This window comes from Pseudomonas sp. CNPSo 3701, assembly GCF_028674975.1.
Taxonomy (GTDB): domain Bacteria; phylum Pseudomonadota; class Gammaproteobacteria; order Pseudomonadales; family Pseudomonadaceae; genus Aquipseudomonas; species Aquipseudomonas straminea.
On record NZ_JAQZSI010000001.1, the window covers coordinates 913,244 to 937,705 of the forward strand.

A 24,462-nucleotide genomic window follows, 5' to 3' on the forward strand; every position below is an offset into this window, starting at 1 on the left:
CCAAGTTGGAGTTCAGCAGTCCGCGTTGGGGACAGCCGCCCAAGCGCGACATGGCAGTCAAGGATGGTGATCTGTTGGCCCTCGGCAATACCCGTGTGCAGCTATATGTCACGCCAGGGCATACGCCGGGCACGCTCTCGCTGATCTTCTCGGTGTATGACCAGGGCGTCGAACACAAGGTGGCCCTATGGGGCGGCACGGGGCTCAACTTCGGCCCGGATCGTCAGCGTATTCTCACTTACTCTGCTTCTGCTGAGCGCTTCCGGGGGCTGGCCAAGGCGCAGGGCGCCGACATTTTCATTTCCAACCATCCTGCTCGCGATGGTGCGCGAGAACGCTTGCCCATGCTCAAGCAGCGTCAGCCCAGCCAGGCATATCCATTCGTAGTTGAGCCTGTCGAGGTTCAAGGCGCATTCGAGCTGCTGCGCGACTGTTCCTATGCCCAGGCTCTACAACTGGACGCGAAGAAGCACTGATAGCGATCGCTGGCTCGTGTACGGCGCCATGCCGTCAGCCTTGGCCAAAGGTCTGGGGTATGCGCTGCATCGGTGTTTCTTGGCGATATAAACGTGTCGTTGAAACGCGCCAGATTCGGCTCAGTAGGACGGCTGCAATTGTCAGCTGACTTCGCCAGAGTCCAAGTGGTCTATGCGCTGGAAGCGCTCGACGAGAAAGTCTATGAAATGGCGCACCTTGGCTGACAGGTGGTGTTGTTCGGAATAGATGGCATAGACATCCGCCGGTACAGCCTGAGTATCTTCGAGTATAAGGCGCAGACGCCCGCTACGGACGTAACGCGCGATATCCCATTCCGCCCGCAGTAGAATTCCCCGGCCTTCCAGAGCCCAATTCAGTGCGACCTCTCCATCGTTGCAGCTTAGGTTGCTGCGTACCTTGACGCTACGCGTGCGCTGGCCTTCGAGAAATTCCCATACCCCGTGAATACTATCGTTCTGTCTCAAGAAGATGCAGTTGTGTTGTGACAGTTCCTGCAGGCGCTGTGGGGTACCGTGGCGCTCGAGGTAGAGCGGTGATGCGCACAGCAGCCGTCGATTGCTGGCGATTCGTCGAGCGTGGAAGCGAGCATCGGGCAGGCTTCCGAAGCGGATGACCAAGTCGAGGCCGTTGGCGGCCAGATCCATGGGGTGGTCGGAGAGTATCAGTTGCGCCTCGACCTCCGGATAGCGATCCAGAAATACAGAAAGCGCCGGGCCAATGTGACGTCGACCGAAGCCCAGTGAGGCGTTGATGCGCAGTAGGCCTTTGGGGGCCTGGCGCGAACTGGTGACCAGTTCTTCGAGTGATTCGATGTCACCAAGAATGCGCCCGGCATGACGAAAGTAGATTTCCCCCTCCGGGGTCAGACCGAGTGATCGGGTGGTGCGATTAACCAGTCTCACGCCGAGCCGCTGTTCAAGCGCTGCCAGGCGCTTGCTCACGGCCGGAGGCGTGATGCCAAGCTCACGCGCTGTAGCCGCTAAGTTGCCCTGCATTGCTAGCAAATGAAAGAAGGTCAGGTCTTGGGGTCTGCTCACTATTAACTCTAATTCATTAAAGTTGTTATTTTTGGTCAGGTAATCTGCTTGTTTTCACTGCTTATACTCCCTCGACCGCAGCATAGCGGCCGTATTCTTCGACAACAAAAAAGAAAATGGAGCGCAGCATGAAAACCTACAAGATTGCAGCAATTCCCGGCGATGGTATCGGTACTGAGGTCATTGAGGCCGGTCTAGAGGTTCTGCAGGCACTGGCGCGCCAGCAGGGTAACTTCGCTTTCGATGTGACTCACTACCCTTGGGATTCGGAGTACTACCTCAAGCACGGCCATTACATTCCGCAAGGCGGACTCGGTGAGCTGAAACAGGCCGATGCCATCTTCTTTGGCGCTGTCGGCAGCCTGAAAGTCGCCGACCACATTTCCCTTTGGGGCCTGCGTCTGCCGATCTGCCAGGGTTTCGACCAGTACGCCAACGTCCGTCCAGCACGCGTGCTGCCGGGTATCAAGAGCCCACTGGTCAATGGCAGCGCCATCGATTGGGTGATCGTGCGCGAGAACTCAGAAGGCGAATATTCTGGCAGTGGCGGGCGTGTGCATCAGGGCCTGCCAATCGAAGTGGCTACCGAGGTTTCCACCTTCACTCGGGTGGGGGTCGAGCGCATCCATCGCTTTGCCTTCGAGCTCGCGCGCAGCCGGCCTGCCAAGCACCTGACGCTGGTGACCAAGTCCAACGCCCAGCGTCATGGCATGGTGTTATGGGATGAGGTGTTCGCTGAAGTCGCGGTGGACTATCCGGACGTCACCACTCACCGTGAACTGGTCGATGCGGTGACCACGACCATGGTGCTCAAACCGGAAAAGCTCGACGTCATCGTGGCAACCAACCTGCACGCCGACATCCTCTCCGATCTCGCCGCCGCACTCTCTGGCAGCCTGGGTATCGCCCCCACCGCCAACCTCAATCCCGATGGCAGCTTCCCCTCGATGTTCGAGCCTATCCATGGTTCTGCATTCGATATTACTGGCAAGGGTATCGCCAATCCGATCGCGACCTTCTGGACTGCAGCGATGATGCTCGAGCATCTGGGTGAGAAAGGTGCCAGCGAGCATTTGATGAGTGCCATCGAAAAGGTCACCGCCAGTGGTCTGCACACGCCTGACTTGGGTGGCACAGCGACTACCCGACAGGTTACCGGCGCTGTGCTCGACGCCATCTCTGGCTGATTTGCTGATCGTATTTACTCCCCCATCAGGCTGTGATTGCTCTCGGGTGCGTATGCACCCGAGAGCGCAGTCGTGGAACTGGCATTACAAAAATAATGAGCTGGAGTTCACTCGCGATGAGTCCTATCGAAATCACCCTGCTTTTTTTGCTGTTTGCAACCGTCATGTTCGTTTGGGAAAAGATCCCCCTGGCCTTGACCTCCGTCATCGTCTGCCTGGGGCTGGTCTTGACTGGCGTGCTGGATGCCAAGAGCGCCTTCAATGGCTTCATCAACACCAACGTTATTCTCTTCGTCGGGATGTTTATTGTCGGCGGTGCATTGTTCGAGACTGGGATGGCCAACCGTATCGGTGGCCTGGTCACACGTTTCGCCAAGACTGAGCGGCAGTTGATCGTGGCTATCATGATCATCGTCGGTGCGTTGTCGGGTTTTCTCTCCAACACCGGCACAGCTGCCGTGCTGATCCCAGTGGTCATTGGTATCGCAGCGAAGTCCGGTTTCTCGCGCTCGCGCCTGCTTATGCCACTTGTATTTGCGGCGGCGATGGGGGGCAACCTGTCACTGATTGGTGCGCCCGGGAACCTCATCGCCCAGAGCGCATTGCAGAATATCGGTCTCGAGTTCGGTTTTTTCGAATATGCCAAGGTGGGATTGCCGTTGCTAGTCGGCGGTATTCTGTATTTCGCTCTGTTCGGTCATAAGTTGCTACCTGCTGGTTCGAATCAGCACTTGCAGGGGGCGGCAGATGGCCGTGACTTCAGTGCGGTACCGAAGTGGAAGCAAATCACCGCACTCGTGGTGATGGTCTCGACCATCCTCGGCATGATTTTCGAGAGCATGATCGGTATTCCGCTGCATATTACCGCTTGCATCGGAGCCGTCGTGTTGGTGCTCGTCGGGGTAATGAGCGAGAAACAGGCATATCAATCCATCGATACGCAAACCATCTTTATCTTTGGCGGCACCCTGGCTCTGGCTAGCGCCTTGGAGCAGACCGGAGCGGGCGCCAGTGTGGCAAAAAACATCATGGATCTGCTCGGTAGCGATGCATCTCCGGTGGTGTTGCTGATGGTTGTTTTCTTCATCTCTTGTGTGCTGACCAATTTCATGTCCAATACCGCGACCACTGCCTTGCTAGTGCCGATCGGCATGTCCATTGCGAGTAATCTTGGGGCTGATCCAAGGGCAGTACTGATGGCAATCGTGATCGGGGGCTCCTGCGCCTATGCCACCCCTATTGGCATGCCGGCCAACTTGATGGTGCTTTCGGCCGGTGGTTACAAGTTCTCCGATTATGTGAAGTGCGGGCTGCCACTGATCCTGGTGGCGGGCGCCATTGCTATTCCTCTATTGCTGTTGTTCTTCCCGTTCTTCCCAGGTTGAGGACGGAAAGTGACACATTCAGCAAATGTGCCACTAACGACCCGCTGGGAGCTATTGCCAGCGGGTCGTTTATCTTTTTTGGCTTTTCGTTGATTCGGTTGAGCTGATTGTATTGGCGTGGTTCGATTTCGCTATTGGGAATTGCTCTAAGTCACTTTTGCGTTGCCGGCTTGCCTTGATTTTAAGGTCAACGTCAGTCTCGGTCAGGTCCGCCGAGCTTCCTGCACGTTTAGCAAATCGGGCATTCTTGTAAGCGCCCGAATGCATGACTTTGTGGCACGCGTTGACTCAAGGTGACGGGGGTTACCAGGTTGCTCGAATTGTTAGACCTACGCAGTCAGGTGCTGAATTGACCGTTTTCCAGCAAAAAGGCGGCACCTTCTGCGATGTCTCGTCTGATCGCGGCTGCGGCCACTGCAGCATCACCTCTTTCAAGTGCATCTACCGTTTCCTCGTGGAAATCGATTTGAAGTATTTGCCCGAGATCTCCATCGAAATGGCTACCAAATTGTCGCAGGAACGGACCTATCTGTAGCCAGAGTGTCTCGATCAGAAACATTAGCGACTCGGAATGGCTGGCCTGGTAGATCAGGAATTTGAACTCGTAGTTGCGCAGCAGATAGTCATCAATATCTCGATTGCGAGCTGCCTGGGTCAGGGCCGTAGCACCTTTCTTGATGGCTTTCAGTTCACTGGCGGTAAGGTGCTGCGTAGCCTGCTCGGTGGCGGCTCCCTCGCAGATCTGGCGAGTATTCATCAGGTCGCTAAAGCGCTGGCGCGTCATCACAGGCAGAGTCATCGAACCGTTGGGCAACTGCGCCAGCGCTCGCAGCGATTGCAGCTTCATCAACGCCGCTCGTACCGGCATGTCGCTGGTACCAAGTTCTCGGGCGATCTTGCGTGAAGTCAGTTTCTGCCCAGGGTGAATCTGCCCGGCCATTAGCGCGCGCATCAAGCGTTGATAGACGATCTCGTGCAGAGGGGTCGCTTCGATCGTATCCAAACCCAGCGTATTCGCTTCTTTCACTCAGGACTCCAAGACTATGTGCTTGCTGACGGGAGTCTAGCAGGCGGGCTTGCTTTGTTTCGACCGCAAACATAATATGCGATTTGTGATCTGCGATCGCATTTTGGGTTGCCTCAAAGCGGAGCCTCTCTGGCGCGCTGGGCCTGCGAATAGGAGGTGGTCGGTGGCTGAGCGCAAGAGTCTGGTTGCGGTGATTGGCTGTGGCTTGATTGGCGAAAGCTGGGCTGCGCTTTTCTTGGCTCATGGCTTTGACGTCCAGGCCTGGGATCCTAGTGACGCCGTGTTGAGAGGTTTCGTTGGGCGTCTTGTCAGGCCGTTGGCACAGCTTGAAAGTCTGGGGTTGGATCCTGCGCAACGGGGCCAATTGCGCTTGGCCAGCGGTCTAGGTGATGCCCTACAGGGCGCCACGCTGGTGCAGGAAAACGCGCCGGAAAACATCGCGCTCAAGCAGGCTCTGTATGCCGATATGGAAGCTCTGCTGCCTGCGCAGGCCATCATCGCCTCTAGCACTTCGGCACTGACCTGGTCCGAACTCGCACCTGGCATGCGTGAGCCGCGCCGCCTGATTACTGCGCACCCGTTCAACCCCCCACATCTTGTGCCACTGGTCGAGCTGTACGGTATCGACGCTATTGTGCTGGACAAGGCAGAAGCGCTGTACCGCAGTGTCGGTCGCCACCCGGTACGGCTGAAGAAGGATGCCGTCGGCCATATTGCCAACCGGCTGGCCTCGGCACTCTGGCGTGAGGCGGTGCACATCGTTGCCGAGGGTATCGCTGATGTCGCCGAGGTCGATGCGGCGCTGGTGCACGGGCCAGGCCTGCGCTGGTCGGTGACCGGCGCGCATATGACCTACCACCTTGGTGGCGGGCAGGACGGCATCGCCCATTATCTTCGCCATCTAGGCCCCAGCCAGGAACGTCGCTGGGCATCGTTGGGGGCGCCGCGCCTGGATGAGGCGGTCTGCCGCGCGCTGGTCGAGGGCATCGAACGCGAGGCCGAAGGCCGCTCGATTGCTGAGCTCGAGGCACGTCGCGATACCGGCCTGATCAATGCCCTGCGCGCTCGGGAGGTCGGTCATGAGCCAGAGTGACGTTGTACGCATTGCCCTGATCCATGCGCTCGAGGAATCCGTCTTGCCTGCGCGTCGCGCCTTCGCCGAGGTCTGGCCGGAGGCGTTCTGCTTCGACCTGCTCGATACCTCGCTGGCCATTGATCTGGCGGCAGCAGGGCGTCTCGACGAGTCGATGACGACCCGCTTCGAAACCCTGGCCCGCTACAGCCTGGCCCATCAGGGCAAGGCCGGTGCGACCCAGGCGATTCTGTTCACCTGCTCGGCATTCGGCCCGGCCATCGATGCCTTGAAAGCCCTGTTGCCGGTGCCGGTACTGCGCCCCAACGAAGCAGCGTTCGAGCAGGCCCTGGAGCATGGCTCGCGCATCGGCCTGGTCGTTACCTATGAGCCATCCTTAGCTTCGCTGCGCGACGAACTGCAGGCCATGGCGCGTCAGCGCGGGCGCGCCGTCGAGGTGGTGCCGATCCTGGCCAAGGGCGCTTTGGCCGCGCTGAAGGCCGGCGATGGTGAGGGCCACGACCAATTGGTGGTCAGCGCCTGCGCTGCGTTCGCTGATCTGGATGTCGTCGTGCTCGGTCAGTTTTCCCTGGCCCGTGCCGCTGCCGCGGTGCAGGGCGTCTTCGCGGTTCCCGTTCTGACCACACCCGGTTGCGCCGTCGAAGCGCTGCGCCGCCGATTGGAATTCAACAGCGCCTCCCATGCTTCTCTGTCTTCACACAGGATCATGCCATGAACATCAGTGCCAGCGAACTTTCGCAGATGGATCGTCGCAGTTTGCTACATCCGCTTACTTCGATCGCCGATCACCTGCGTGATGGCCCGGCGATCTACAGCCATGCCGAAGGCGTGCGCCTCTACGATGGCCAGGGCGGGGAGTGGCTCGACATGGGCGCCGGGCTGTGGTGCGTGAACGTCGGCTATGGGCGTGCCGCACTGGCCGATGCTGCCAGCGATGCGATGAAGCGCCTGAGCTTCCAGCATCTGTTCGGCTCGGCGGGCTCGGAATCGAGCATTCGTCTGGCCGACCGGCTGCTCAACCTGTTCCGTGAGAAAGCGGCGGCGCCGCAGATGGCGCGAGTGTTTTTCGGCACCTCGGGTTCGGACGCCAACGATACCGCCGTCAAGCTGGTGCGTTACTACAACAATCTGCGTGGCCTGCCGACCAAGAAGAAGATCATCTCGCGCATTGGCAGCTATCACGGCGTCACCTGCGCCAGCGGCAGCCTGACTGGCATCGTCTCCTATCACAAGGCCTTCGACCTGCCATTGGAGGGCGTATTGCATACGTCCTGCCCGCACCATTTCGCCTTCGCCCAGCCTGGTGAGAGTGAAGCAGCTTTCACCCAGCGTATGGTTGCCGACCTCGAAGCGCTGATCGTCCGGGAGGGCGCGCACAGCATCGCGGCTTTCATTGCCGAACCGGTGATGGGAACCGGTGGTGTGGTGCTGCCGCCAGCCGGTTATTTCGAGCAGGTGCAGGCGGTGCTCGATCGCCATGACATTCTGCTCATCGTCGACGAAGTGATCACCGGGTTCGGCCGTACCGGGCATTGGTTCGGTACCGGCGCCTATGGCCTGCGCCCGGACATCGTGTCCTTGGCCAAGGGGCTGACCAGCGCCTATTTCCCACTGTCCGCGTCGCTGGTTTCGCAGCGCATCTGGTCGGTGCTCGAGACCACCTCGGCGGAGGTTGGCACCTTCATGCACGGTTTCACCTACTCCGGGCATCCGGTCGGTTGCGCAGTCGCGCTGGCCAACCTGGACATCCTGGAGCAGGAATCGCTGGTGGAGAACGCCGCTCGCATGGGCGACTACCTGATCCAGGCGTTACGCCAGCGCATTGGTGACGACCCTTATGTCGGCGATATCCGTGGCGTCGGCCTGATGGTCGGTGTCGAGTTCGTCGCCGAGCGCGGTGCTCGCCGCATGTTTGAGGCCAACCAGGCGCCGCACCGTGTCGTTGCCCGGCATGCCAAGAGTGCCGGCGTGCTGACTCGCGCGCTGCCGTTCGGTCACGTCAACTCCTTCTCGCCACCACTGACCGTCACCACCGACGACATTGATCGTGCCGCCGACGCTTATGCGCGAGCCCTGAAAGCGGCACATCCAGAGTTGGCGGATTTGGCCGCACGTTGAACAAAGAATCCGTATTTCGGTTGAGGAGCAAAGCTATGTCATTCGATAAGCAGGTCTGCCTGGTAACGGGTGCTACCTCGGGTATAGGTCGGGCGGTGGCCGAGGAGTTGGCGGCGCGTGGCGCTGACCTGGTTCTCATCGGACGTGATCGAGAAAAAGGACAATCGCTGGTCGAGCGGCTGCTCGCCAAAGGCGCGCGGGCGGTATTCGTGGCTGAGGATCTCACCGACCGGCAGGCGCCCGAGCGGATCGTCAAAGCCAGTCTCGATGCCTATGGGCGTATCGATGTGTTGGTGAATAACGCCGGGTTGCTGATCAACGGCACCGTGTTGGAGTGCACTGACGAGCAATGGGCCCAGGTGCTCGATCTGAACCTGTCGGCAGCGATGCGCCTGTCGCGGGCCGTGTTGCCGGTCATGCTCAAACAGGGGGAGGGGTCGATTGTCAATGTCGCCTCGGACTGGGCCTTGATGGGTGCGCAGGGCGCCACCGCTTATTGCGTGTCCAAAGCAGCCCTTACCCAACTGACGCGGTGCATGGCGCTGGACTATGCGAAGCAGGGCGTGCGCGTCAATGCAGTGTGCCCGTCGGATACAGATACCCCCATGCTCGATCTGGCCTACGAGGGCGATGACCGTGACTGGAAGGTGCGGACCCTCGCCGCGAGCATCCCCATGGGGCGCGTCGCGCAGGTCGAGGAGGTGGCCAAGGCAGTGGCGTTCGTTGCCTCGCGGGATGCCAGCTTCATGACCGGTGCGCTGGTGCCTGTAGATGGCGGCACATCAGCGCAGTGAGCCACCTCTTTGAGTCATTCAGGAATTTCGCAGATGTCGCATATCGAGCGTAATTTGATCGCAGGCGCCTGGTGGGAGGGCGCCGGTAGTCTGGAGAATCGCAACCCTTCCGATCTTGATGACCTGATCGGACATTACGCGATCGCCAGCCCGGATGAAGTAGCTGACGCCTGTGCCGCCGCCGCCGAGGCGCAGCAGGAGTGGCGTTACAGCACGCCTCAGGTCAGAGCTGAATTGCTCGAACGCATCGCCCAGGGCATCGCCAAGCGTGAGCAGGAAATTGCCACGATGCTGGCGCGCGAAGAAGGCAAGATTCTCAGCGAAGCGCTGGCTGAGACGCGCCGTGCCGTGCAGATATTTCGCTTCTATGCAGGCGAAGCTTTGCGCCTGGCGGGGGAGTCGATCGCATCGGTGCGCTCTGATATCGACATCGAGACACGGCGAGAGCCCATCGGTGTGGTCGGCCTGATCACCCCCTGGAACTTTCCAATCGCCATCCCAGCCTGGAAGGTGGCGCCGGCACTGGCCTATGGCAATAGCGTGGTGCTCAAGCCGGCAGAGTTGACTCCCGGTACCGCTCACCTGCTGGCAAGCATCATCCGTGAGGCGGGCTGCCCAGCTGGCGTGTTCAACCTGGTCATGGGGCCTGGGGCGAGTGTGGGCGCCGCGTTGGTCGACAACCCGCACGTGCGGGGGCTGTCGTTCACTGGCTCGGTGCCTACCGGCAGGCGCATCGCCCAACGTGCGGCGGTGGACCTTAAGCGGGTGCAACTGGAAATGGGCGGCAAGAACCCCATGGTCATTCTGGAGGATGCTGACCTCGAGGTAGCGGTGGAAGCAAGCCTCAATGGATCTTTTCACTCCACCGGGCAGCGCTGTACCGCCTCTTCGCGGCTGATCGTGCAAGCCTCGATCCATGACGCCTTCGTCGACGCCCTGGCCAAGCGCATGGCTTCCTTGAAGGTTGGTCATGCACTGGCCAGCGATAGCCAGATCGGCCCCGTGGTATCGGCCGAGCAACTGGCCAGCAATCTGCGCTACGTCCGACTCGCGGCTGCCGAGGGCTGTGAGGTGATCGGTGGGGAGCATATCGAGTTGCGCACCCGTGGCCATTATCAGCGCCCAGCTTTGTTCCTGGGAGCCGGTGCTGACATGCAAGTAAGCCAGGAGGAAATCTTCGGTCCTTGCGCGAGCGTGATCCGGGTCGATGACTTCGACGAGGCGCTGCAGGTCGCCAATGGCACCGCGTTCGGGCTGTCCGCCGGTATCTGCACGCGTAGCCTGAAGCATGCACGCGAATTCCGTCGCCAGGTTCAGAGCGGCATGGTGATGATCAACGTCGCAACAGCGGGAGTCGATTATCACGTGCCTTTTGGGGGAACCAAGGCCAGCAGCTTCGGCCCACGAGAGCAAGGCCGTGCCGCCGCCGAGTTCTACACCCTGAGCAAGACTGCCTACCAATTCTCAGGGTAAGACCATGATCGCTCCACGCTTTTGCGGGCCAGAGCCGCCCGCCCGACAACATGCCTGCAGCCTTTCGCTACGCGCCTCAGCGCGTCCGTCGGCAAGAGTTCTTCAATTTCACCGCAAGCAGTGAGAACAGTCATGAACAAACACGATACCCGCACCTGGCAAACCATCGATGCGCAACACCACCTGCACCCTTTCACCAACACCCGTGAACTCAATGAGCGCGGCGTACGCGTCATCGAGTCGGCCAAGGGCGTCTACTTGCGCGATAGCGAGGGCAATCGAATTCTCGATGGCATGAGTGGCCTCTGGTGCGTCGCGGTCGGTCATGGTCGCAACGAAATCGCTGATGCCGTTGCCAAGCAACTGCGCGATCTGACGTTCTACAACACCTTCTTCAATACCACCCACCCGCCGGTGGTGGAGCTGTCTCGGCGTTTGGCAGAAGTGACGCCGGCGCAGTTCAACCGCTTCTTCTTCACTGGTTCGGGTTCCGAGTCCAACGACACCATCTTCCGCCTCGCGCGTTATTACTGGGAGCTGGAGGGCAAGCCGGAGAAGCAGATCTATATCGGTCGCCATAACGGTTATCACGGTTCGACGGTCGCCGCGGCCTCGATCGGTGGTTTCGGTTCCATGCACCGCCAGGGCGGCATGCCCATCCCCGGTATCGTCCACGCGCCGCAGCCGTTCTGGTGGGGGGAGGGCGGTGAGATGGACCCGCTTGACTTCGGTCGGCATGTGGCGCGCGAAACCTTGAAACTGATCGATCAGATTGGCGCCCACAAGGTGGCCGCGATGTTCGCTGAGCCTATCCAGGGCGCCGGTGGTGTCATCATTCCGCCGGCTACATACTGGCCGGAGCTCTCCGCTGGTCTCAAGGAACGTGACGTGTTGCTGGTTTCCGACGAAGTCATCTGTGGCTTCGGGCGTACCGGCGAGTGGTTCGGCTGCGAGCTGATGGGCAGCCAGCCGGATTTCCTCACCATGGCCAAGGGCATCACCTCCGGTTATGTGCCGATGGGCGCGGTAGCGGTATCCGACCGTATCGCAGCAGCGCTATTGGAGAAAGGCGACGAGTTCGCCCACGGCTACACCTATTCCGGTCACCCAGCGGCTTGCGCCGCCGCGCTTGCTACCTTGGACATCCTGCAGGGTGAGAAGCTTGTCGAGCGCGTGCGTGACGATATTGGCCCATACCTGCAAAGCCGCTGGCGAGCTTTGAATGACCATCCGCTCGTTGGCGATGCCAACATGGTTGGCCTGATCGGTTCGCTTCAGCTGACTCCGGACAAGGCTGCTCGTGCCAGCTTCCCTGGCGAGGCAAATATCGGCCTGATCGCCCGTGACTTCTCGTTCCAGAACGGTTTGGTGATGCGTGCAGTCGGCCAGCGCATGGTCATTGCCCCGCCATTGACGCTGAGTCATGCGGAAGCCGATGAGCTGATCTCTACGGTGGTCAAGGTGCTCGATCTGACCCACGCCCATGCGCGGCGCCAGGGCTTGGTGAACTGATCCGTCCTCACCCATGAGTGAATTCAAATGAATATCAAGTCGCCCGCAGGGGCAGAGTTGGATGAGCTTCGGGTATTTCTCGAGAAGTACCCTGACGTACAGGGGATCGATCTTGTGCTCAATGACTGTCATGGCATTGGTCGTGGCAAGATCATTCGACGTCACGAACTCGAGGCGCTCTACACCACAGGACGACCGATTCCTGCCTCGATGTTCGGCCAGGACGTCGCGGGCGACGACGTGGATGGCTCCGGCGTGGTGCTGTACGACGGCGGTGGAGACAAGCGCTGCTGGCCGATTCCGGGAACGCTCGGTTTCGTTCCCCATACGGGGCGCGGCCTGGTACTGGTGACCATGTTCGAGGGGGATGGCTCGGCGTTCAGCGCCGATCCGCGGCATGCGCTGGTGCGCTGGGTCGAGATGGCGAAAGCGCAAGGCTACACGCCCATGGGAGCCTTCGAGCTGGAGTTCTATCTGGTCGATAAGGAGCGTGATGCAAGAGGGCTTCCACAGCCGGCGCGTTACGCCTTGAGCGGAAGGCGTTCGTTGAACCGCAACACCATGTCGGTAGATGAGCTCGACGAAATGGCGCCGTTCTTCGAGATGATCTACGAAGGCGCAGCACATCTCGGCCTGCCGCTGGAGTCGGTGATCTCCGAGTATGCGGTGGGCCAATATGAGCTCACCATCCGCTATCGCGATCTGCTGCGCGCCGCCGATGACCTGGTGATCGCCAAGCGACTGGTTCGTTCGGCCGCCAGGCGCTTTGGCATGGAAGCCTGCTTCATGGCCAAACCCTTTGGCCAGGAGGCTGGCTCTGGCATGCATTTACATCTCTCTCTGAACAGCCGCGACGGCGAAAATCTCTTCGCGGATACTGCGCAGGGAGAACTAAACCCGTTGCTGCTGAATGCTATCGGCGGGGTGCGACACACCATCGGCGACACTATGCTGGTGTTGGCACCGTTCCTCAATTCCTGGCGCCGCTTCGCCTCCGTGTCCTACTCGCCGGCCTCCGACACCTGGGGCTTCGAGAACCGTACCGTGGCCATCCGGGTACCCAATACCTCCGGGCATGCCAGGCATTTCGAGCACCGGGTCGCGGGAGTGGATGCCAATCCCTACCTGGTGGCTGCAGTCACCCTCGCTGGGGCTTTGCGTGGAATCGAGATGGGCATTGACCCGGGGCCGGCAGCTCAGGGCAACAGCTATGACAGTGATCACGTCGCCGATCTGCCACGCAGTTGGCTGGATGCCATCGATCGACTAGAGGCATCGCCATTCATGCGCGACGTACTCGGGGCGTCGATCCACCAGGGCTTCGTCGCCATCAAGCGGGCGGAGTACCAGCGCCTTGCACCGATAGTGACCGAGGTCGAGTGGGATCTCTACGGATTCACTGTATAAACCGCAGCGCTTTTAGTGGCGCGGCGAATATCTGCGTCTCGTCACAAAGTGGCGAGCCTCACTTCAATCGTTTCTGAGATAAAGACATGAGTCGTGATTTATTTTGGTCAATCGCGATGATAGCGGTTACAGCCATCTGGGGATGGAGCTTTGCTGCAAAGCATGACTTGTTGTTAGAGATGAATGCGTCTGCGCTAAATGCCTACATGTTTCTATTGGCTGCAGTGGCCGTGCTGCCATTTTCCATTCAGTCTTTTTACAGGATGAGAAAAGCTGACTGGATGTCAGGCATAGGTATTGGATGTGTGTTGTTCATGGCGTTCGCATTGCAGACCGCTGGCGTTGCAATTACAACACCTTCCAATGCTGGATTCATTACTGGGTTATGCACAGTATTTACGCCGATTATTCTATATGTGATTGCCAAGGGACGAGTGAGAAAACATCAGTCTGCGGGGATCGCGATTGCTGTGGTAGGTCTGGCAATGCTGAGCCTTGATGGGTTTAGCGTTAACTTCGGCGATGTCCTGATTTTGGGGTGTGCCGTTGCGTTTGCCATGCATATTGTCGCTGTCTCTCTATTTGTAAGGATGCCCGTTGCAATCGCTTCTACGTTTCTACAGCTATTGACCGTCGGCATCCTCTCGGCGGCGTGGAGCTTGTATGAGGGAAGTCTGGCAATGCCCGAAGGTCGGTCTTCTATTGTTAGCATCCTCATTGTGGCAATCCTGGCGACTGGCCTTGGATATGTGATCCAAGTGCGTGCGCAAATGAGGCTTCCAGCTGAAAAGGTTGCATTGATTCTTATATGTGAGCCGGTGTTTGCTGGGGTGTTTGGATATTGGCTGGCAGATGTCCGGCTGTCCTTGATAAATATCATTGGGGCCTTGCTGATCTTGCTAGGGATCTTTGTAAGTGAGTTCGGCTGGAGGCGTTCCTCGCTGCCAGCAACCTTCAATTGTAATAAGCCAGTGCTCTAGCGGTCTGCGCCCGTCATTTTGCTTGTTTGCCTGGTCATCGCTTTAAAGGTCATGCTCAGCGATGACCAGACTCAAGGGGAAACCACGCCCCTGAAAACAATGTGAATTTCAATATGAGGACCTTTACGCGATACACAAGGCGACGACGAGAAACACAACTTTTGGTGCTTCAGAATCCTTTGGTCCACGGTTCGAGTCCGTGTGGGCCCACCACCTTCAAAGCCGCGCATTGCGCGGCTTTATGCGTTCTGGAGCAGCGACGTCCTGATTGGCTTCATGGCCAAGGGCGCCAAATCGCCACAGATCTGGTAAGCCAGTCGCCTCTGGCACGTTTCAGCTGGCAGCACCCCTCAAGACGCCATTCGTTTCAGCCGTGGTGCGCAGAGCGGTCCTGCCGATGCATAACGGCGAGTATTTCGCCCAACGGTGTGCGCGATCATCACTGCTGCATACCCAGTGGGCGGAACTACTGAAAATCGAAGGCTTGCGTGCACCCTCTGCTCACTCCGATGTGGGTGGCAGGCCGGCATCGATAATGCTTTGAGCCACCGCCTCCATGCTGCTGCGGCTGGCCATGGCATCGCGTTGCAGACGACGATGGGCGTCGTTTTCGCCGATGCGATGGCGGGCCATGAGCAGGGCCTTGGCCATGGATATCTTGGAAACAGCCGGTTGCCGGGTCTGCAGTTTGCGCAGTTGCGCCAGCATGTCGATGCGCGCACGCCAGGCAGCGCGGGCCATCAACAGCTGGGTCAACAGGCCGAATGGCCGCAGTGGGCGCTCGATGACCGCTGCTGGCTGGGTTTCCAGTACCAGTTGCAGCATCGAGGGGTTCTCGTAGCCCACCACGGCGATAATCGGCGGCGCCTGTTCGCTCAGCCCTTCCACCAGCGACTGGGTGTTCAGGCGCTGGCTTAGCTCCACGGCGAGCAGCACTACGTCGGTATCGTCCGGCAAGCGTTCGGGCACCGGCCAACATTGTTCGACGATGCAGCCGATGCGCTGCAACTGGTCGAGCACCACGCGCGCCTCGGCGTCCACCGGGTGGATCACCAGAACACGCAGGCCCTTGAGTTCCCGTAACAGCGAAGGTGCGCTGCTCATCTCGCCCTCCCGCCGCTCATGGCTGCCCGTCCAGTTGGTAGTCGATCATGTAGGGGCTGGGTTTGACCGGTTGCTCGCTCTGCACCATCAGCTCGAAACGGCGCTGATGGTCGAGGCGGGCGATGCGTGGCCACAGCCAGGTGTGTTGAGTCTCTGCGTCGATCTGCACGCGGCCCTGAGGGGCGTCGAACTGTGCCCCGGCCAAGGCCTGGCGCAGCGCTTCGATGGATGGATCCTGCGCCCGACGCGCCGCTTCGGCGAACAGGTGCACCTGGAAGTACGCCGCCTCGGCGCCCGCCGTGAGTGGCGCCTCGTTGCCGAAGCGCGCCCGGTAGCGGGTTACGAATGCCTGGCTGGCAGGCGTTTGCAGGGTGGAGAACCACGGCGCCGCGGACACATGCCCCTCAGCCTCCTCGGCGCTCATGCGCAGTACGTCGACCTCGTTGGTGGCCAGGCTGACGATCGGCATGCGTGCCGGGTCGAAACCGGCCTGGCGATAGGCACGGTGCAGGGCCGGAATATCGCTGCCGACGATGGTCGAGTAGATCGCATCCGGCGCAGTGGCCCGGGCCTGATGCATGACCCGTTGAAAGTCTTCGGGCGTGGCGTGGAATGGCAGGTAGATTTCGTCCACCACCTCGCCGCCGGCCTGCTCGAACAGCTCGCGCATGATGCGGTTGGATTCGAACGGGTACACATACGAGCCGCCGACGAACAGCACGCGGTTGCCGAAGTGTTCCAGTACGTAGCGAGCCAGTTGCACCGAGTTCTGGTTCGGGGCCGAGCCGGTGTAATAGCACCACGGCGAGTACTCGAAGCCTTCGTACAGCGTCGGGTAGAACAGCAGGCGGCGACGGCTTTCCACCACCGGTAGTACGGTCTTGCGGGTGCTGGACATGTGCGTGCCGAACAGCACCTGCACCTGGTGTTCGTCACACAGGCGCACGGCACTGTCACGGTAGTCGGCCGGCTCGGCACCGGGACGGCCGTCCACGGGCACCAGGGGCCGACCGTGGATGCCGCCAGCATCGTTGACCTCGGCGATGGCCAGATGGGTGGCATTGGCCTGGGTGATCTCCGAGGCAGCGGTAAGGCTGCACTCGGAAAACAGCAGGCCGACTTTGAAGTCGGGGGGGCTCATGACGTCAGGCTTTCCCAGTCGATATGTTGTTCGAACGCGTGCGCCACCTGATACAGCGTGGCTTCGGCGTAATCGCGCGCCACCAGCATCATGCCCACCGGCAGGCCACTGGCGAGCCCGCAAGGGATCGACAGGGCCGGATGGCCGGTAACATCGAATGGCGCGGTGTTGGCGTTCATTTCCAGGGCTCGCTGCACCCACTCGCTGGCCGAGGCATCGGCGCTGGGTAGCTTGGGCGCCTTGAGCGGTACCGTGGGCATCAGCAGCACGTCGAAATCCTGCAGGTTTTGGTCGTAGGCCGCGCGCAATTGCCGGGCAGCATTCTGGGCCTTGGCATAGTACTGGCCGCCAAAGCGCTTGTAGGCGTATTCACCGGCCAACAGGCAGGTTTTCAAGTCGTGGGGAAATTGCCCGGACTCGTTTTGCCAGTTCTGCTGCGCGTTCATCAGGCTCTGTACGTAGAGGCCCTTCCAGTTCGAGCCGTAGTTGTAGCCTTGCAGCAACTGGGTGGTGCCCTCCACCGCAATTGGCGTCCAGATCGCGTGGCCCAGGGCGTGCAGCGGGATCGAGACGTCTTGCACCTGCGCTCCCAGGCCCTCGAAGAGTGCCGCCGCACGACGCACCGCGGCGTCCACATCGGCTTCGGAGTTGGCATGGCCGAAGCCTTCGCGTACCACCGCGATGCGCAGGCCTTTGCAGCCTTTGCCCAGGGCCTGGGTGTAGGCCTCGGTGGGCACCACGCGATCCTGACGCGGATCGAGGCCATCGGCGCCGGCCAATACCTCCAGCAGCAGCGCATTGTCAGCCAGGTTGGCGCTCATCACCCCAGCATGGTCCAGGGTCATTTCGATGGGCATGATGCCGGTGTACGGGATCAGGCCGTGGGTCGGCTTCATGCCATAGATGCCGGAGTAGGCCGCGGGAATACGCACGGAGCCGCCCTGGTCGGTGCCGATGCCCAGGTCCACTTCGCCCGCGGCGATCAGCGCCGCACAGCCCGACGATGAACCGCCGGTGGAGTGGCCCGGGTTACGTGGGTTGTGCACCGCGCCGGTGGCATTGGTGTGGCTGCTGCCCGACACGCAGAAGAACTCGCAGTGAGCCTTGCCGAGGATCTGTCCACCCGCGTCCAGCACGCGGGTGGCGACGGTGGCGTCGATATCCGGCACGTAGCCGTGCAGGGTCGAGGCACCGTTCATCATCGGCACGCCGGCCAGGCAGATATTGTCCTTGAGTGCCACACGCTTGCCGGCCAGTTTGCCGGTTGCGGCGCCCTGGATTTCGGTGCGCACGTACCAGGCGTTGTAGCGGTTGTCTGCGGGTATCTGGCCGGGGCCGCGCGGGTAACGCGGCGGCGCGGGCGGTGTGGAGATGGCGTCGAGGCGGTCGTAGTCCTGCCACACGGCTTCGAGGATGTGCGCGTATTCGGTAAGCAGCGGCTCGCTCATTTGCAGGCCAAGGCTATGGCCGACTTCGGTGAGGTCGGCCAGGGTAGGGCGTTGAATAGACATGACAGGTTCCTTATGCATGAAAGCCCATGAAGCGCTCAGCGATGGCCTCGGCGCTGGTGTGGGCCGGGTCGACCTCGTCCACCAGCTTGCCGTTCTCGATGATCAGGATGCGGTCGGACAGGGCGCTGAGAAATTCGATGTCCTGTTCCACCAGGATCACCGCCAGGTTCTGTTCCACCCGCAAGCGCTGCAGGGTTTCGATTATTTCGTCGCAGATCGAGGGCTGGATGCCTTCGGTGGGTTCGTCCAGCAGAATGATTTTTGGCTCGCCGCACAGGCAGCGGGCCAGGGCCAGCAATTGTTGCTCACCGCCGGATAGTGCGCCGCCCGGTTGGTCGAGCAGGCGGTGCAGGCGTGGGAAGTACGCGAGGATGCGCTCGATGGTGGCGTCTGCCTTGGCGAAGTCCTTCACGCAGCCCATGCGCAGGTTTTCCCGCACGCTCAGGAACGGAAAGATCTGCCGGCCCTGCGGCACGTAGCCGATACCGGCACGGGCACGCTGATGGGCGGCGGCGCTGCTCAAGTCTTCACCGGCGAAGTGCAGGGTGCCGGCCATCGCGGGCAGTTCGCCCATCAGCGCGCGCAGCAGGGTGGTCTTGCCCATGCCATTGCGGCCCAGCACGCCCACGCAGGTGTTGGCGGCGCAGCTCAGACGAATGTCGCGCAGTACGGGAATACGGCCGTAGCCGGAGGATAAACCGATCACTTCAAGCATGTTTGATCTCCTGCTTGCCCAGATACGCTTCGCGAACGGCCGGGTCTTGGGTCACCTCGGCGAAACTGCCCTGGGCCAGGATCGCGCCCTGGTTGAACACGGTGACGGTGCCGGCGATCAGGCGGATGAACTCCATGTCGTGCTCGACCACCACCACGGTGCTGTGGAGGTTGATTTCCTTGATCAGCGCAGCGGTCTTGCGCACTTCCTGGTACGTCATGCCGGCGGCGGGTTCGTCCAGCAGGACCAGTTCCGGGCGTGAGGCGAGAATCATGCCCAGCTCTACCCATTGGCGTTGGCCATGGGCCAGGTTCCCCACCAGGCTCGTGCGTAGTTCGCTGAGGCCGATGCGCTGCAAGGTTTCCTCGGCGGTGTCACGGGCGGCGCTCGGGGATTGTTTGCGGCTGGCGGCCAGGCGAAGGTTTTCCAGCACGTCCAGGCCGTCGAACACACTGGGAGCCTGAGTCTTGATACCAATTCCCAACTGGGCAACCTTGTGTGGTGCCAGCCCGGAAATACGCTGGCCCTTGAAGTGGCACACGCCTCGGGTGGGTTTGAGTTGGCCGCTGAGCATCTTGAAAAAGGTACTTTTGCCGGCGCCGTTGGGGCCGATCAGGCAGCGCAGTTCGCCGCGCTCCAGTGTGAAGTCCACCTCTTTCACCGCGTGCACGCCGCCGAAGCTGACGCCCAGACCTTGAGTTTGCAGCAGGTTCATAGTGCGCGCTCCTGGGTGGTGGCCGGTCGTGGGCGACGTTGGAAAGCGCGCGCTACGCCGCTGCTCAAGGTCGGCATCAAACCGCGTGGCAGCAGCATGACGAAGGCCAGCAGGATCAGGCCCAGCACGAAGCCCGAGTCCACGTGCTGCTGCTCACCCAGCTGGGCCATCAGGGCCTGGATGCCGATGCACGCCAGGATGGGGCCGAACAAGGTGCCGCGCCCGCCGACGATTACCCAGATGATGATCTGCGCCGACTGTGCCAGCCCGAATACGCCGGGGCTGACGAAGGCTCCCCAGTTGGCGAACAGGCAGCCTGCCAGCCCGGCGATGCCTCCGCCGAGGCTGAACACGATGAGCTTGTGCAGCCGCGTGTCATAGCCCAGCAGCCCGGCGCGTTGTTCATTCTCGCGGATCGCCACCACCACCTTGCCGAAGCGGCTGGCAAGCAGTACGCGCAGCCCCAGATAACAGAGGATCAAAGCACCGCCGATCACCTGGAACAGGGTTTCCGGTTCCAGCACCCGCTCGGGGTTGAACGGAACGTTGAGGGTGGGAATCGCCGGAATGCCGTTGAAACCACCGAGCAGGGCACTGCCGATGTGGTACTCGGAACCGGACGTGGAGTTCATCACGTTGAACAGAATCAGGGTGAACGCCAGGGTAATCACACCTAGATAGACATCGCTGATGCCGCCATAGAACATGAAGTAGCCCATGGCCGCCGCTACCAGCGCCGGCACCGCGATGGCCAGTACTACCGGCCAGGTGCTGTCGCCCAGGTTGATCACGCCGATGGCATAGGCGTAGGCCCCGAGGCCGAAGAACGCCGCCTGGCCGAAGCACAGAATGCCGCCAAAGCCCCAGATGAAGGCCAGGCTCAGGGCCAACAGCGCCATCACCAGGTAGATGGTCAGGGACAGCAGGGTGAACAGGTCCAGCCACTGCGGCAGGATCGCCACCAGCACGGCCGCCAACGCGCAGCCGAGTACGGGCAGCAGGGTACGGATATCAACAGACATCAGAACGCCCTCCGAAAGAAACGACCGGTAATGCCCTGGGGCAATACGCGGATCAACACGATGGCTGCCAACAGCAGCGCCACTTCACCGAATACCGGCGTACTGAAGAAGGTCACTACCTGGCTGATCACGCCGAAGCCGCCCGCGGCGCTGAGGGTGCCGGTAATGACCGCACTGCCGCCGCCGATCACGGTAATGAAGGCCTTGGCGATGTAACTGGCGCCGAGTGTGGGAATCACCCCGGTGAGCGGGACCAGAACAGCGCCGCCCAGGCCGGCCAGCGCCGCGCCGAGACCGAACGTCAGGCTGTAGATGCGCCCCGGATTGGCGCCCAGCGCTGCCGCCATCTTGGCGTTTTGCATGGTGGCGCGGGCGCACAGGCCGAAGTGGGTGAAGCGCAGCAAGGCCCACATGCCCAGCAGCACGGCTACTGCCACGGCAATCACGAACAGGCCGTAGCCACTGGTTTGATAAGCCCCGATGCTGATGCCCGGCAACGGCGAGCTGATGCCCACTGTCGTGTTGCCGAACAGCATGGTGGCTGCGCCGGTCAGGGCCAGGCTCAGGCCCCAGGTGGCGAGCATGGTGTCGATCATTCGGCCATACAGGTGACGCACCAGCAGGCGCTCCACCAGCATGCCGAACACGCCCACGCTCAGCGGCGCCAATACCAGAATCGAGATCCAGATCGGCACATGCAGATGGTGAGTGGCGAGCACGGCGACGTAACCGCCGAGCATCATGAATTCACCGTGGGCCAGGTTGATGATCTTCATCATCCCGAACACCACCGCCAGGCCGATGCTCAGGAGCACCAGCGTGGCGATGGCGCCCACGATTTGCAGGGAAAAAATGGCTGCCCAATCCATGACAGCCCCCTTACTGCACGATGCTGTATTGTTTGGCGTCACGCGGGTTCTTCACCAGGTCGCACACGGCGGCGGTATCCGACGGTGCTTGCTGGGCGAAGCTTTCCACCACTTCCAGGCGGCGGTCGCGCACCTCGGCGATGTGCACGTCGAGCACGCAGTGATGAGTGGCCGGATCGACGCTGACCTTGCCGCTGGGCAGCTCCAGGCTGATGCCTTTTTCCAGGGCCTCGGTCACCGCCATGCGCTCGATCGAGCCTGCCTGCCGCACGCCTTCGGCCCAGAGCATCATGCCCTGGTAGGCACCCATCGCCAGCTCGGTGATGTAGGGGTAGTCGGCACCGAAGCGCTTGTGGAAACGCTCGACGAAGGCCTGGTTCTGCGGAGTGGCCAGTTCCTGCACGTAGTTCTGGCAGATGAGGATGCCGTTGCACTCCTCCGGCGAGAGCACGATGTGCTCGTTGCCACCGGCGAAGGTGGTCGAGGCGATCGGCAACTTGCCGCTCATGCCGGCGGCTTTCCATTGACGGTAGAACGACATATGGGCGCCACCCACCAGGGCCGACCAGACGAAGTCCGGCTTGGCTTCCTGGATCTTCGAGATGGTCGCGCCGAAGTTGGTGACATCCAGCGGGAAGAACTCGATGCCCACGCTTTCGCCACCAGCCTGTTCCACATACTTCTTCACCCAGGCCGTGACGATCTGTCCGTAGTTGTAGTCGGCCGCGACGATGTAGACCTTCTTGCCCCATTTCTTGGTGACGTGGGACACCAGCTTTTCCACGGTCTGGCCCGGTGTGACGCCGGTGGCGAAAACATTGCGGTCACACACGCCACCCTCGTACTGGTTGTTGTAGAAGTACAGGGTCTTGTAGCGACCGAGTACCGGGCGTACCACTTCACGCGAGGCCGAGGTGATACCGGCATGCACCACCGCCGCGCGGTCCTTCAGCGCGGCCTGCTGGGCGTACTGCGCGTAGAGCTGCATGTTCGACTGGGTGTCGTACTTGATCAGGTTCAGCGGGCGACCAAGCAGGCCGCCGGCGCCGTTGAGCTCTTCGACGGCGAAGGTGAGGGCGTCGACGATGGGCTTCCCGTAGATGTCCAGGCCACCGGAGTTGTCGTAGAGCGAGGCGATATTGATCGCGTCTTCAGCGGCGAACGCCGAGAAACTCTTCAGGCTCAAGGTGGAAAACGCAGCAGCGGAGATCGCGGACGTACGCAGGAAAGCACGACGATTCATAGCCATTTGGGATACTCCTGAAAACAGACCTGCACGACGGCCACAGTCCGGTAGCCAGTACCAGGACGGGGCGGCGAAAGGGGCGGAGGTCTGAAAAGAAATGCCGGTGAGAAGGGAGACCGGATTTCAGAGGCCGACGGCGCTGTCGGCTGGATGTATGAGTCGCTTCACTTGAAGGCGCCAGCCGCGTCGTTGAGGCTGGGCCACCCCTCGCACTGGAAGGGGGGAAACGAATACCGCGAGAAGCGGCTTTTCGATGAAGCAATTTGCCGGCCAATTTCTGTAAGTGAATGATTGGCCTGGTTTTTTGCGGATTCCAGGATCCCCCGCCCGCCCTGGAAAGGGGCGTCTGTGTAGAGTCGACACAGTCTTCTGCACAACATCGGGGCAGTTTTTCTGCCGCGTGTTTCCAAATGTATCTCTTGAGACGGCATCGTTGTTTGCCAACGTGATGAACGACCCAATGGCTGATTCACGCTGCAAGATCGTCAGCGATCAGAGGCGGCCTGGCGATTGGCCGAGCGCACGCTTGGGTCAGGCCGTGCTGAGGTGGCACAGCACCTGACGCCCCTCGCTGTTGCTGCACGCGCTGGCTTATTCGGCTCACCAGATGAGCCGAATAACACGCCTAATCGGCTCACGCCGCGGTAGAGCCAGAGCCGTTTGCCCTAGAACTATGGTCGCATCCTCTTGAGTCATTGGCGGCAATTAGCCATTATTCGGGTCAGTGCCAGGCTATTGGATTTCGGCACACCTGCACGCCCTGCAACCGGGCGCTCTGCAAGTCGCTCGGCTCAAGGAAGAAAATGGATTACAGCCCGATTATCGGCCAGGTCTGGGGCATGCTGGCCTGGTTCATCCCCGCGGCCCTGCTGATCGGCCTGCTCAAATCGCCATGGGCCAAAGGCCATATCGGCGAACTGCTGGTGCGCTTCTTCGCGCACAGGCAACTCGATGAGCGCACCTACCGCCGCCTGCACAACGTCACCCTGAACACGCCGGACGGCACCACGCAGATCGATCACGTCTTCCTCTCGCCCTACGGTATCTTCGTGCTGGAAACGAAGAACATGAGCGGCTGGATCTTCGGCACCGAAAGGCAGGCGCAGTGGACGCAGAAGCTCTACAAGCGCACCTTTAAATTCCAGAACCCACTGAGGCAGAACTACAAGCACCTCAAAGCCCTGGAAGCCACCCTTGGCGTCAGCCCCGAGCATTTGCAATCGGTGATCACCTTTATCGGCGGCAGCACCTTCAAGACCGAAGTGCCGGCCAACGTGACTCAGGGCATCGGCTTTATCCGCTATATCAAGTCGTTCCAGCAGGCGGTCTTCAGCGAGGCTGAAGTCGACGCGATGCTGCAAGCCCTGCAAACCGGCCGCCGCGCGCCGACACTCGCCACCCACCGCGAGCATGTGCAAAACCTTAAACGCAGAAGTGATCCGACAGCCGAGAGGCAGTGTCCGAAATGTGGCAGTGCGCTGCTGATTCGTACTGTGAAATCAGGAGCGAAAGCGGGGCAGCAGTTTTGGGGCTGCTCAACCTTCCCCAGATGCAAAACCATGCAGAGTCTTTGAAAGGATTTCTTGTGCAGAAAATAAATCTGTCCCATTTTTCCAGGTATTAACCCA

22 protein-coding genes are annotated in these 24,462 nt (G+C 60.7%); 12 read left to right on the top strand and 10 right to left on the bottom strand.

Features of this window, described 5'->3' with window-relative positions; all coding sequences use genetic code 11:
• The first annotated feature begins 50 nt into the window (after window positions 1–50).
• The gene (locus PVA39_RS04145) at window positions 51–476 is read left to right on the top strand and encodes a hypothetical protein (RefSeq protein ID WP_274122949.1); all 426 of its coding nucleotides are present in this window, start codon (window positions 51–53) and stop codon (window positions 474–476) included.
• A 141-nt stretch (window positions 477–617) separates the two neighbouring features.
• On the opposite strand, the gene PVA39_RS04150 is transcribed toward PVA39_RS04145, so the two are convergent.
• Window positions 618–1,535: a LysR family transcriptional regulator gene (locus PVA39_RS04150; RefSeq protein ID WP_274122950.1), complete on the bottom strand. Its 918-nt coding sequence runs from the start codon at window positions 1,533–1,535 to the stop codon at window positions 618–620.
• A 128-nt stretch (window positions 1,536–1,663) separates the two neighbouring features.
• On the opposite strand from PVA39_RS04150, the gene PVA39_RS04155 reads away from it, so the two are divergent.
• Entirely contained in the window at window positions 1,664–2,722 is a 1,059-nt protein-coding gene (locus tag PVA39_RS04155) for a tartrate dehydrogenase (RefSeq protein WP_274122951.1), read from the top strand.
• Window positions 2,723–2,838: 116 nt separating this feature from the next.
• The gene (locus PVA39_RS04160) at window positions 2,839–4,107 is read left to right on the top strand and encodes an SLC13 family permease (RefSeq protein WP_274122952.1); all 1,269 of its coding nucleotides are present in this window, start codon (window positions 2,839–2,841) and stop codon (window positions 4,105–4,107) included.
• A 337-nt stretch (window positions 4,108–4,444) separates the two neighbouring features.
• On the opposite strand, the gene PVA39_RS04165 is transcribed toward PVA39_RS04160, so the two are convergent.
• Complete coding sequence (locus PVA39_RS04165; RefSeq protein WP_274122953.1) at window positions 4,445–5,134, bottom strand: GntR family transcriptional regulator; 690 nt, start codon at window positions 5,132–5,134, stop codon at window positions 4,445–4,447.
• 76 nt (window positions 5,135–5,210) lie between these two features.
• Between PVA39_RS04165 and PVA39_RS04170 the strand changes: the two genes are divergently transcribed.
• The 8 genes from PVA39_RS04170 (at window position 5,211) to PVA39_RS04205 (ending at window position 14,511) form a co-directional block, all read left to right on the top strand.
• Entirely contained in the window at window positions 5,211–6,227 is a 1,017-nt protein-coding gene (locus PVA39_RS04170) for a 3-hydroxyacyl-CoA dehydrogenase NAD-binding domain-containing protein (protein ID WP_274122954.1), read from the top strand.
• Window positions 6,214–6,942, top strand: coding sequence for an aspartate/glutamate racemase family protein (locus PVA39_RS04175; RefSeq protein WP_274122955.1), 729 nt, complete (start codon window positions 6,214–6,216; stop codon window positions 6,940–6,942). Before PVA39_RS04170 ends, PVA39_RS04175 begins: the two co-directional genes overlap by 14 nt.
• Window positions 6,939–8,345, top strand: coding sequence for an aminotransferase (locus PVA39_RS04180; protein WP_274122956.1), 1,407 nt, complete (start codon window positions 6,939–6,941; stop codon window positions 8,343–8,345). Before PVA39_RS04175 ends, PVA39_RS04180 begins: the two co-directional genes overlap by 4 nt.
• Before the next feature lie 35 nt (window positions 8,346–8,380).
• Window positions 8,381–9,139 carry an SDR family NAD(P)-dependent oxidoreductase gene (locus tag PVA39_RS04185; RefSeq protein ID WP_274122958.1) on the top strand — a complete coding sequence of 253 codons (759 nt, stop codon included), beginning with the start codon at window positions 8,381–8,383 and terminating at the stop codon, window positions 9,137–9,139.
• A gap of 33 nt (window positions 9,140–9,172) precedes the next feature.
• Complete coding sequence (locus PVA39_RS04190; protein WP_274122959.1) at window positions 9,173–10,612, top strand: aldehyde dehydrogenase family protein; 1,440 nt, start codon at window positions 9,173–9,175, stop codon at window positions 10,610–10,612.
• 132 nt (window positions 10,613–10,744) lie between these two features.
• Window positions 10,745–12,124 (top strand): aspartate aminotransferase family protein, encoded by a 1,380-nt coding sequence (locus PVA39_RS04195; protein WP_274122960.1) that lies wholly within the window; start codon window positions 10,745–10,747, stop codon window positions 12,122–12,124.
• Between the two features lie 27 nt (window positions 12,125–12,151).
• Window positions 12,152–13,531, top strand: a complete 1,380-nt coding sequence (locus PVA39_RS04200) for a glutamine synthetase family protein (RefSeq protein WP_274122961.1) — start codon at window positions 12,152–12,154, stop codon at window positions 13,529–13,531.
• A gap of 86 nt (window positions 13,532–13,617) precedes the next feature.
• Window positions 13,618–14,511: a DMT family transporter gene (locus PVA39_RS04205; RefSeq protein WP_274122962.1), complete on the top strand. Its 894-nt coding sequence runs from the start codon at window positions 13,618–13,620 to the stop codon at window positions 14,509–14,511.
• Between the two features lie 501 nt (window positions 14,512–15,012).
• On the opposite strand, the gene PVA39_RS04210 is transcribed toward PVA39_RS04205, so the two are convergent.
• Genes PVA39_RS04210 through PVA39_RS04245 form a run of 8 tightly spaced genes read right to left on the bottom strand, consistent with a single transcriptional unit; the run spans window position 15,013 to window position 22,837 of the window.
• Window positions 15,013–15,615 (bottom strand): ANTAR domain-containing response regulator, encoded by a 603-nt coding sequence (locus PVA39_RS04210; RefSeq protein ID WP_274122963.1) that lies wholly within the window; start codon window positions 15,613–15,615, stop codon window positions 15,013–15,015.
• Window positions 15,616–15,631: 16 nt separating this feature from the next.
• Window positions 15,632–16,756, bottom strand: a complete 1,125-nt coding sequence (locus PVA39_RS04215; protein WP_274122964.1) for a transporter substrate-binding domain-containing protein — start codon at window positions 16,754–16,756, stop codon at window positions 15,632–15,634.
• On the bottom strand, window positions 16,753–18,267 hold the full coding sequence (locus PVA39_RS04220; protein ID WP_274122965.1) for an amidase: 1,515 nt from the start codon (window positions 18,265–18,267) through the stop codon (window positions 16,753–16,755). The genes PVA39_RS04215 and PVA39_RS04220 overlap by 4 nt, the downstream gene beginning before the upstream one ends.
• 10 nt (window positions 18,268–18,277) lie before the next feature.
• Window positions 18,278–18,982, bottom strand: coding sequence for an ABC transporter ATP-binding protein (locus PVA39_RS04225; RefSeq protein ID WP_013792830.1), 705 nt, complete (start codon window positions 18,980–18,982; stop codon window positions 18,278–18,280).
• Window positions 18,975–19,697, bottom strand: coding sequence for an ATP-binding cassette domain-containing protein (locus PVA39_RS04230; protein ID WP_013792829.1), 723 nt, complete (start codon window positions 19,695–19,697; stop codon window positions 18,975–18,977). The genes PVA39_RS04225 and PVA39_RS04230 overlap by 8 nt, the downstream gene beginning before the upstream one ends.
• Window positions 19,694–20,719, bottom strand: a complete 1,026-nt coding sequence (locus tag PVA39_RS04235) for an ABC transporter permease subunit (protein ID WP_274122966.1) — start codon at window positions 20,717–20,719, stop codon at window positions 19,694–19,696. The genes PVA39_RS04230 and PVA39_RS04235 overlap by 4 nt, the downstream gene beginning before the upstream one ends.
• A complete protein-coding gene (locus tag PVA39_RS04240) occupies window positions 20,719–21,588 on the bottom strand; it encodes an ABC transporter permease subunit (RefSeq protein WP_274122967.1) in 870 nt (289 codons plus the stop codon). Before PVA39_RS04240 ends, PVA39_RS04235 begins: the two co-directional genes overlap by 1 nt.
• A 10-nt stretch (window positions 21,589–21,598) precedes the next feature.
• A complete protein-coding gene (locus PVA39_RS04245) occupies window positions 21,599–22,837 on the bottom strand; it encodes an urea ABC transporter substrate-binding protein (RefSeq protein ID WP_274122968.1) in 1,239 nt (412 codons plus the stop codon).
• A gap of 800 nt (window positions 22,838–23,637) precedes the next feature.
• On the opposite strand from PVA39_RS04245, the gene PVA39_RS04250 reads away from it, so the two are divergent.
• Window positions 23,638–24,408: a nuclease-related domain-containing protein gene (locus PVA39_RS04250; RefSeq protein WP_274122970.1), complete on the top strand. Its 771-nt coding sequence runs from the start codon at window positions 23,638–23,640 to the stop codon at window positions 24,406–24,408.
• The last annotated feature ends 54 nt before the right edge of the window (window positions 24,409–24,462 follow it).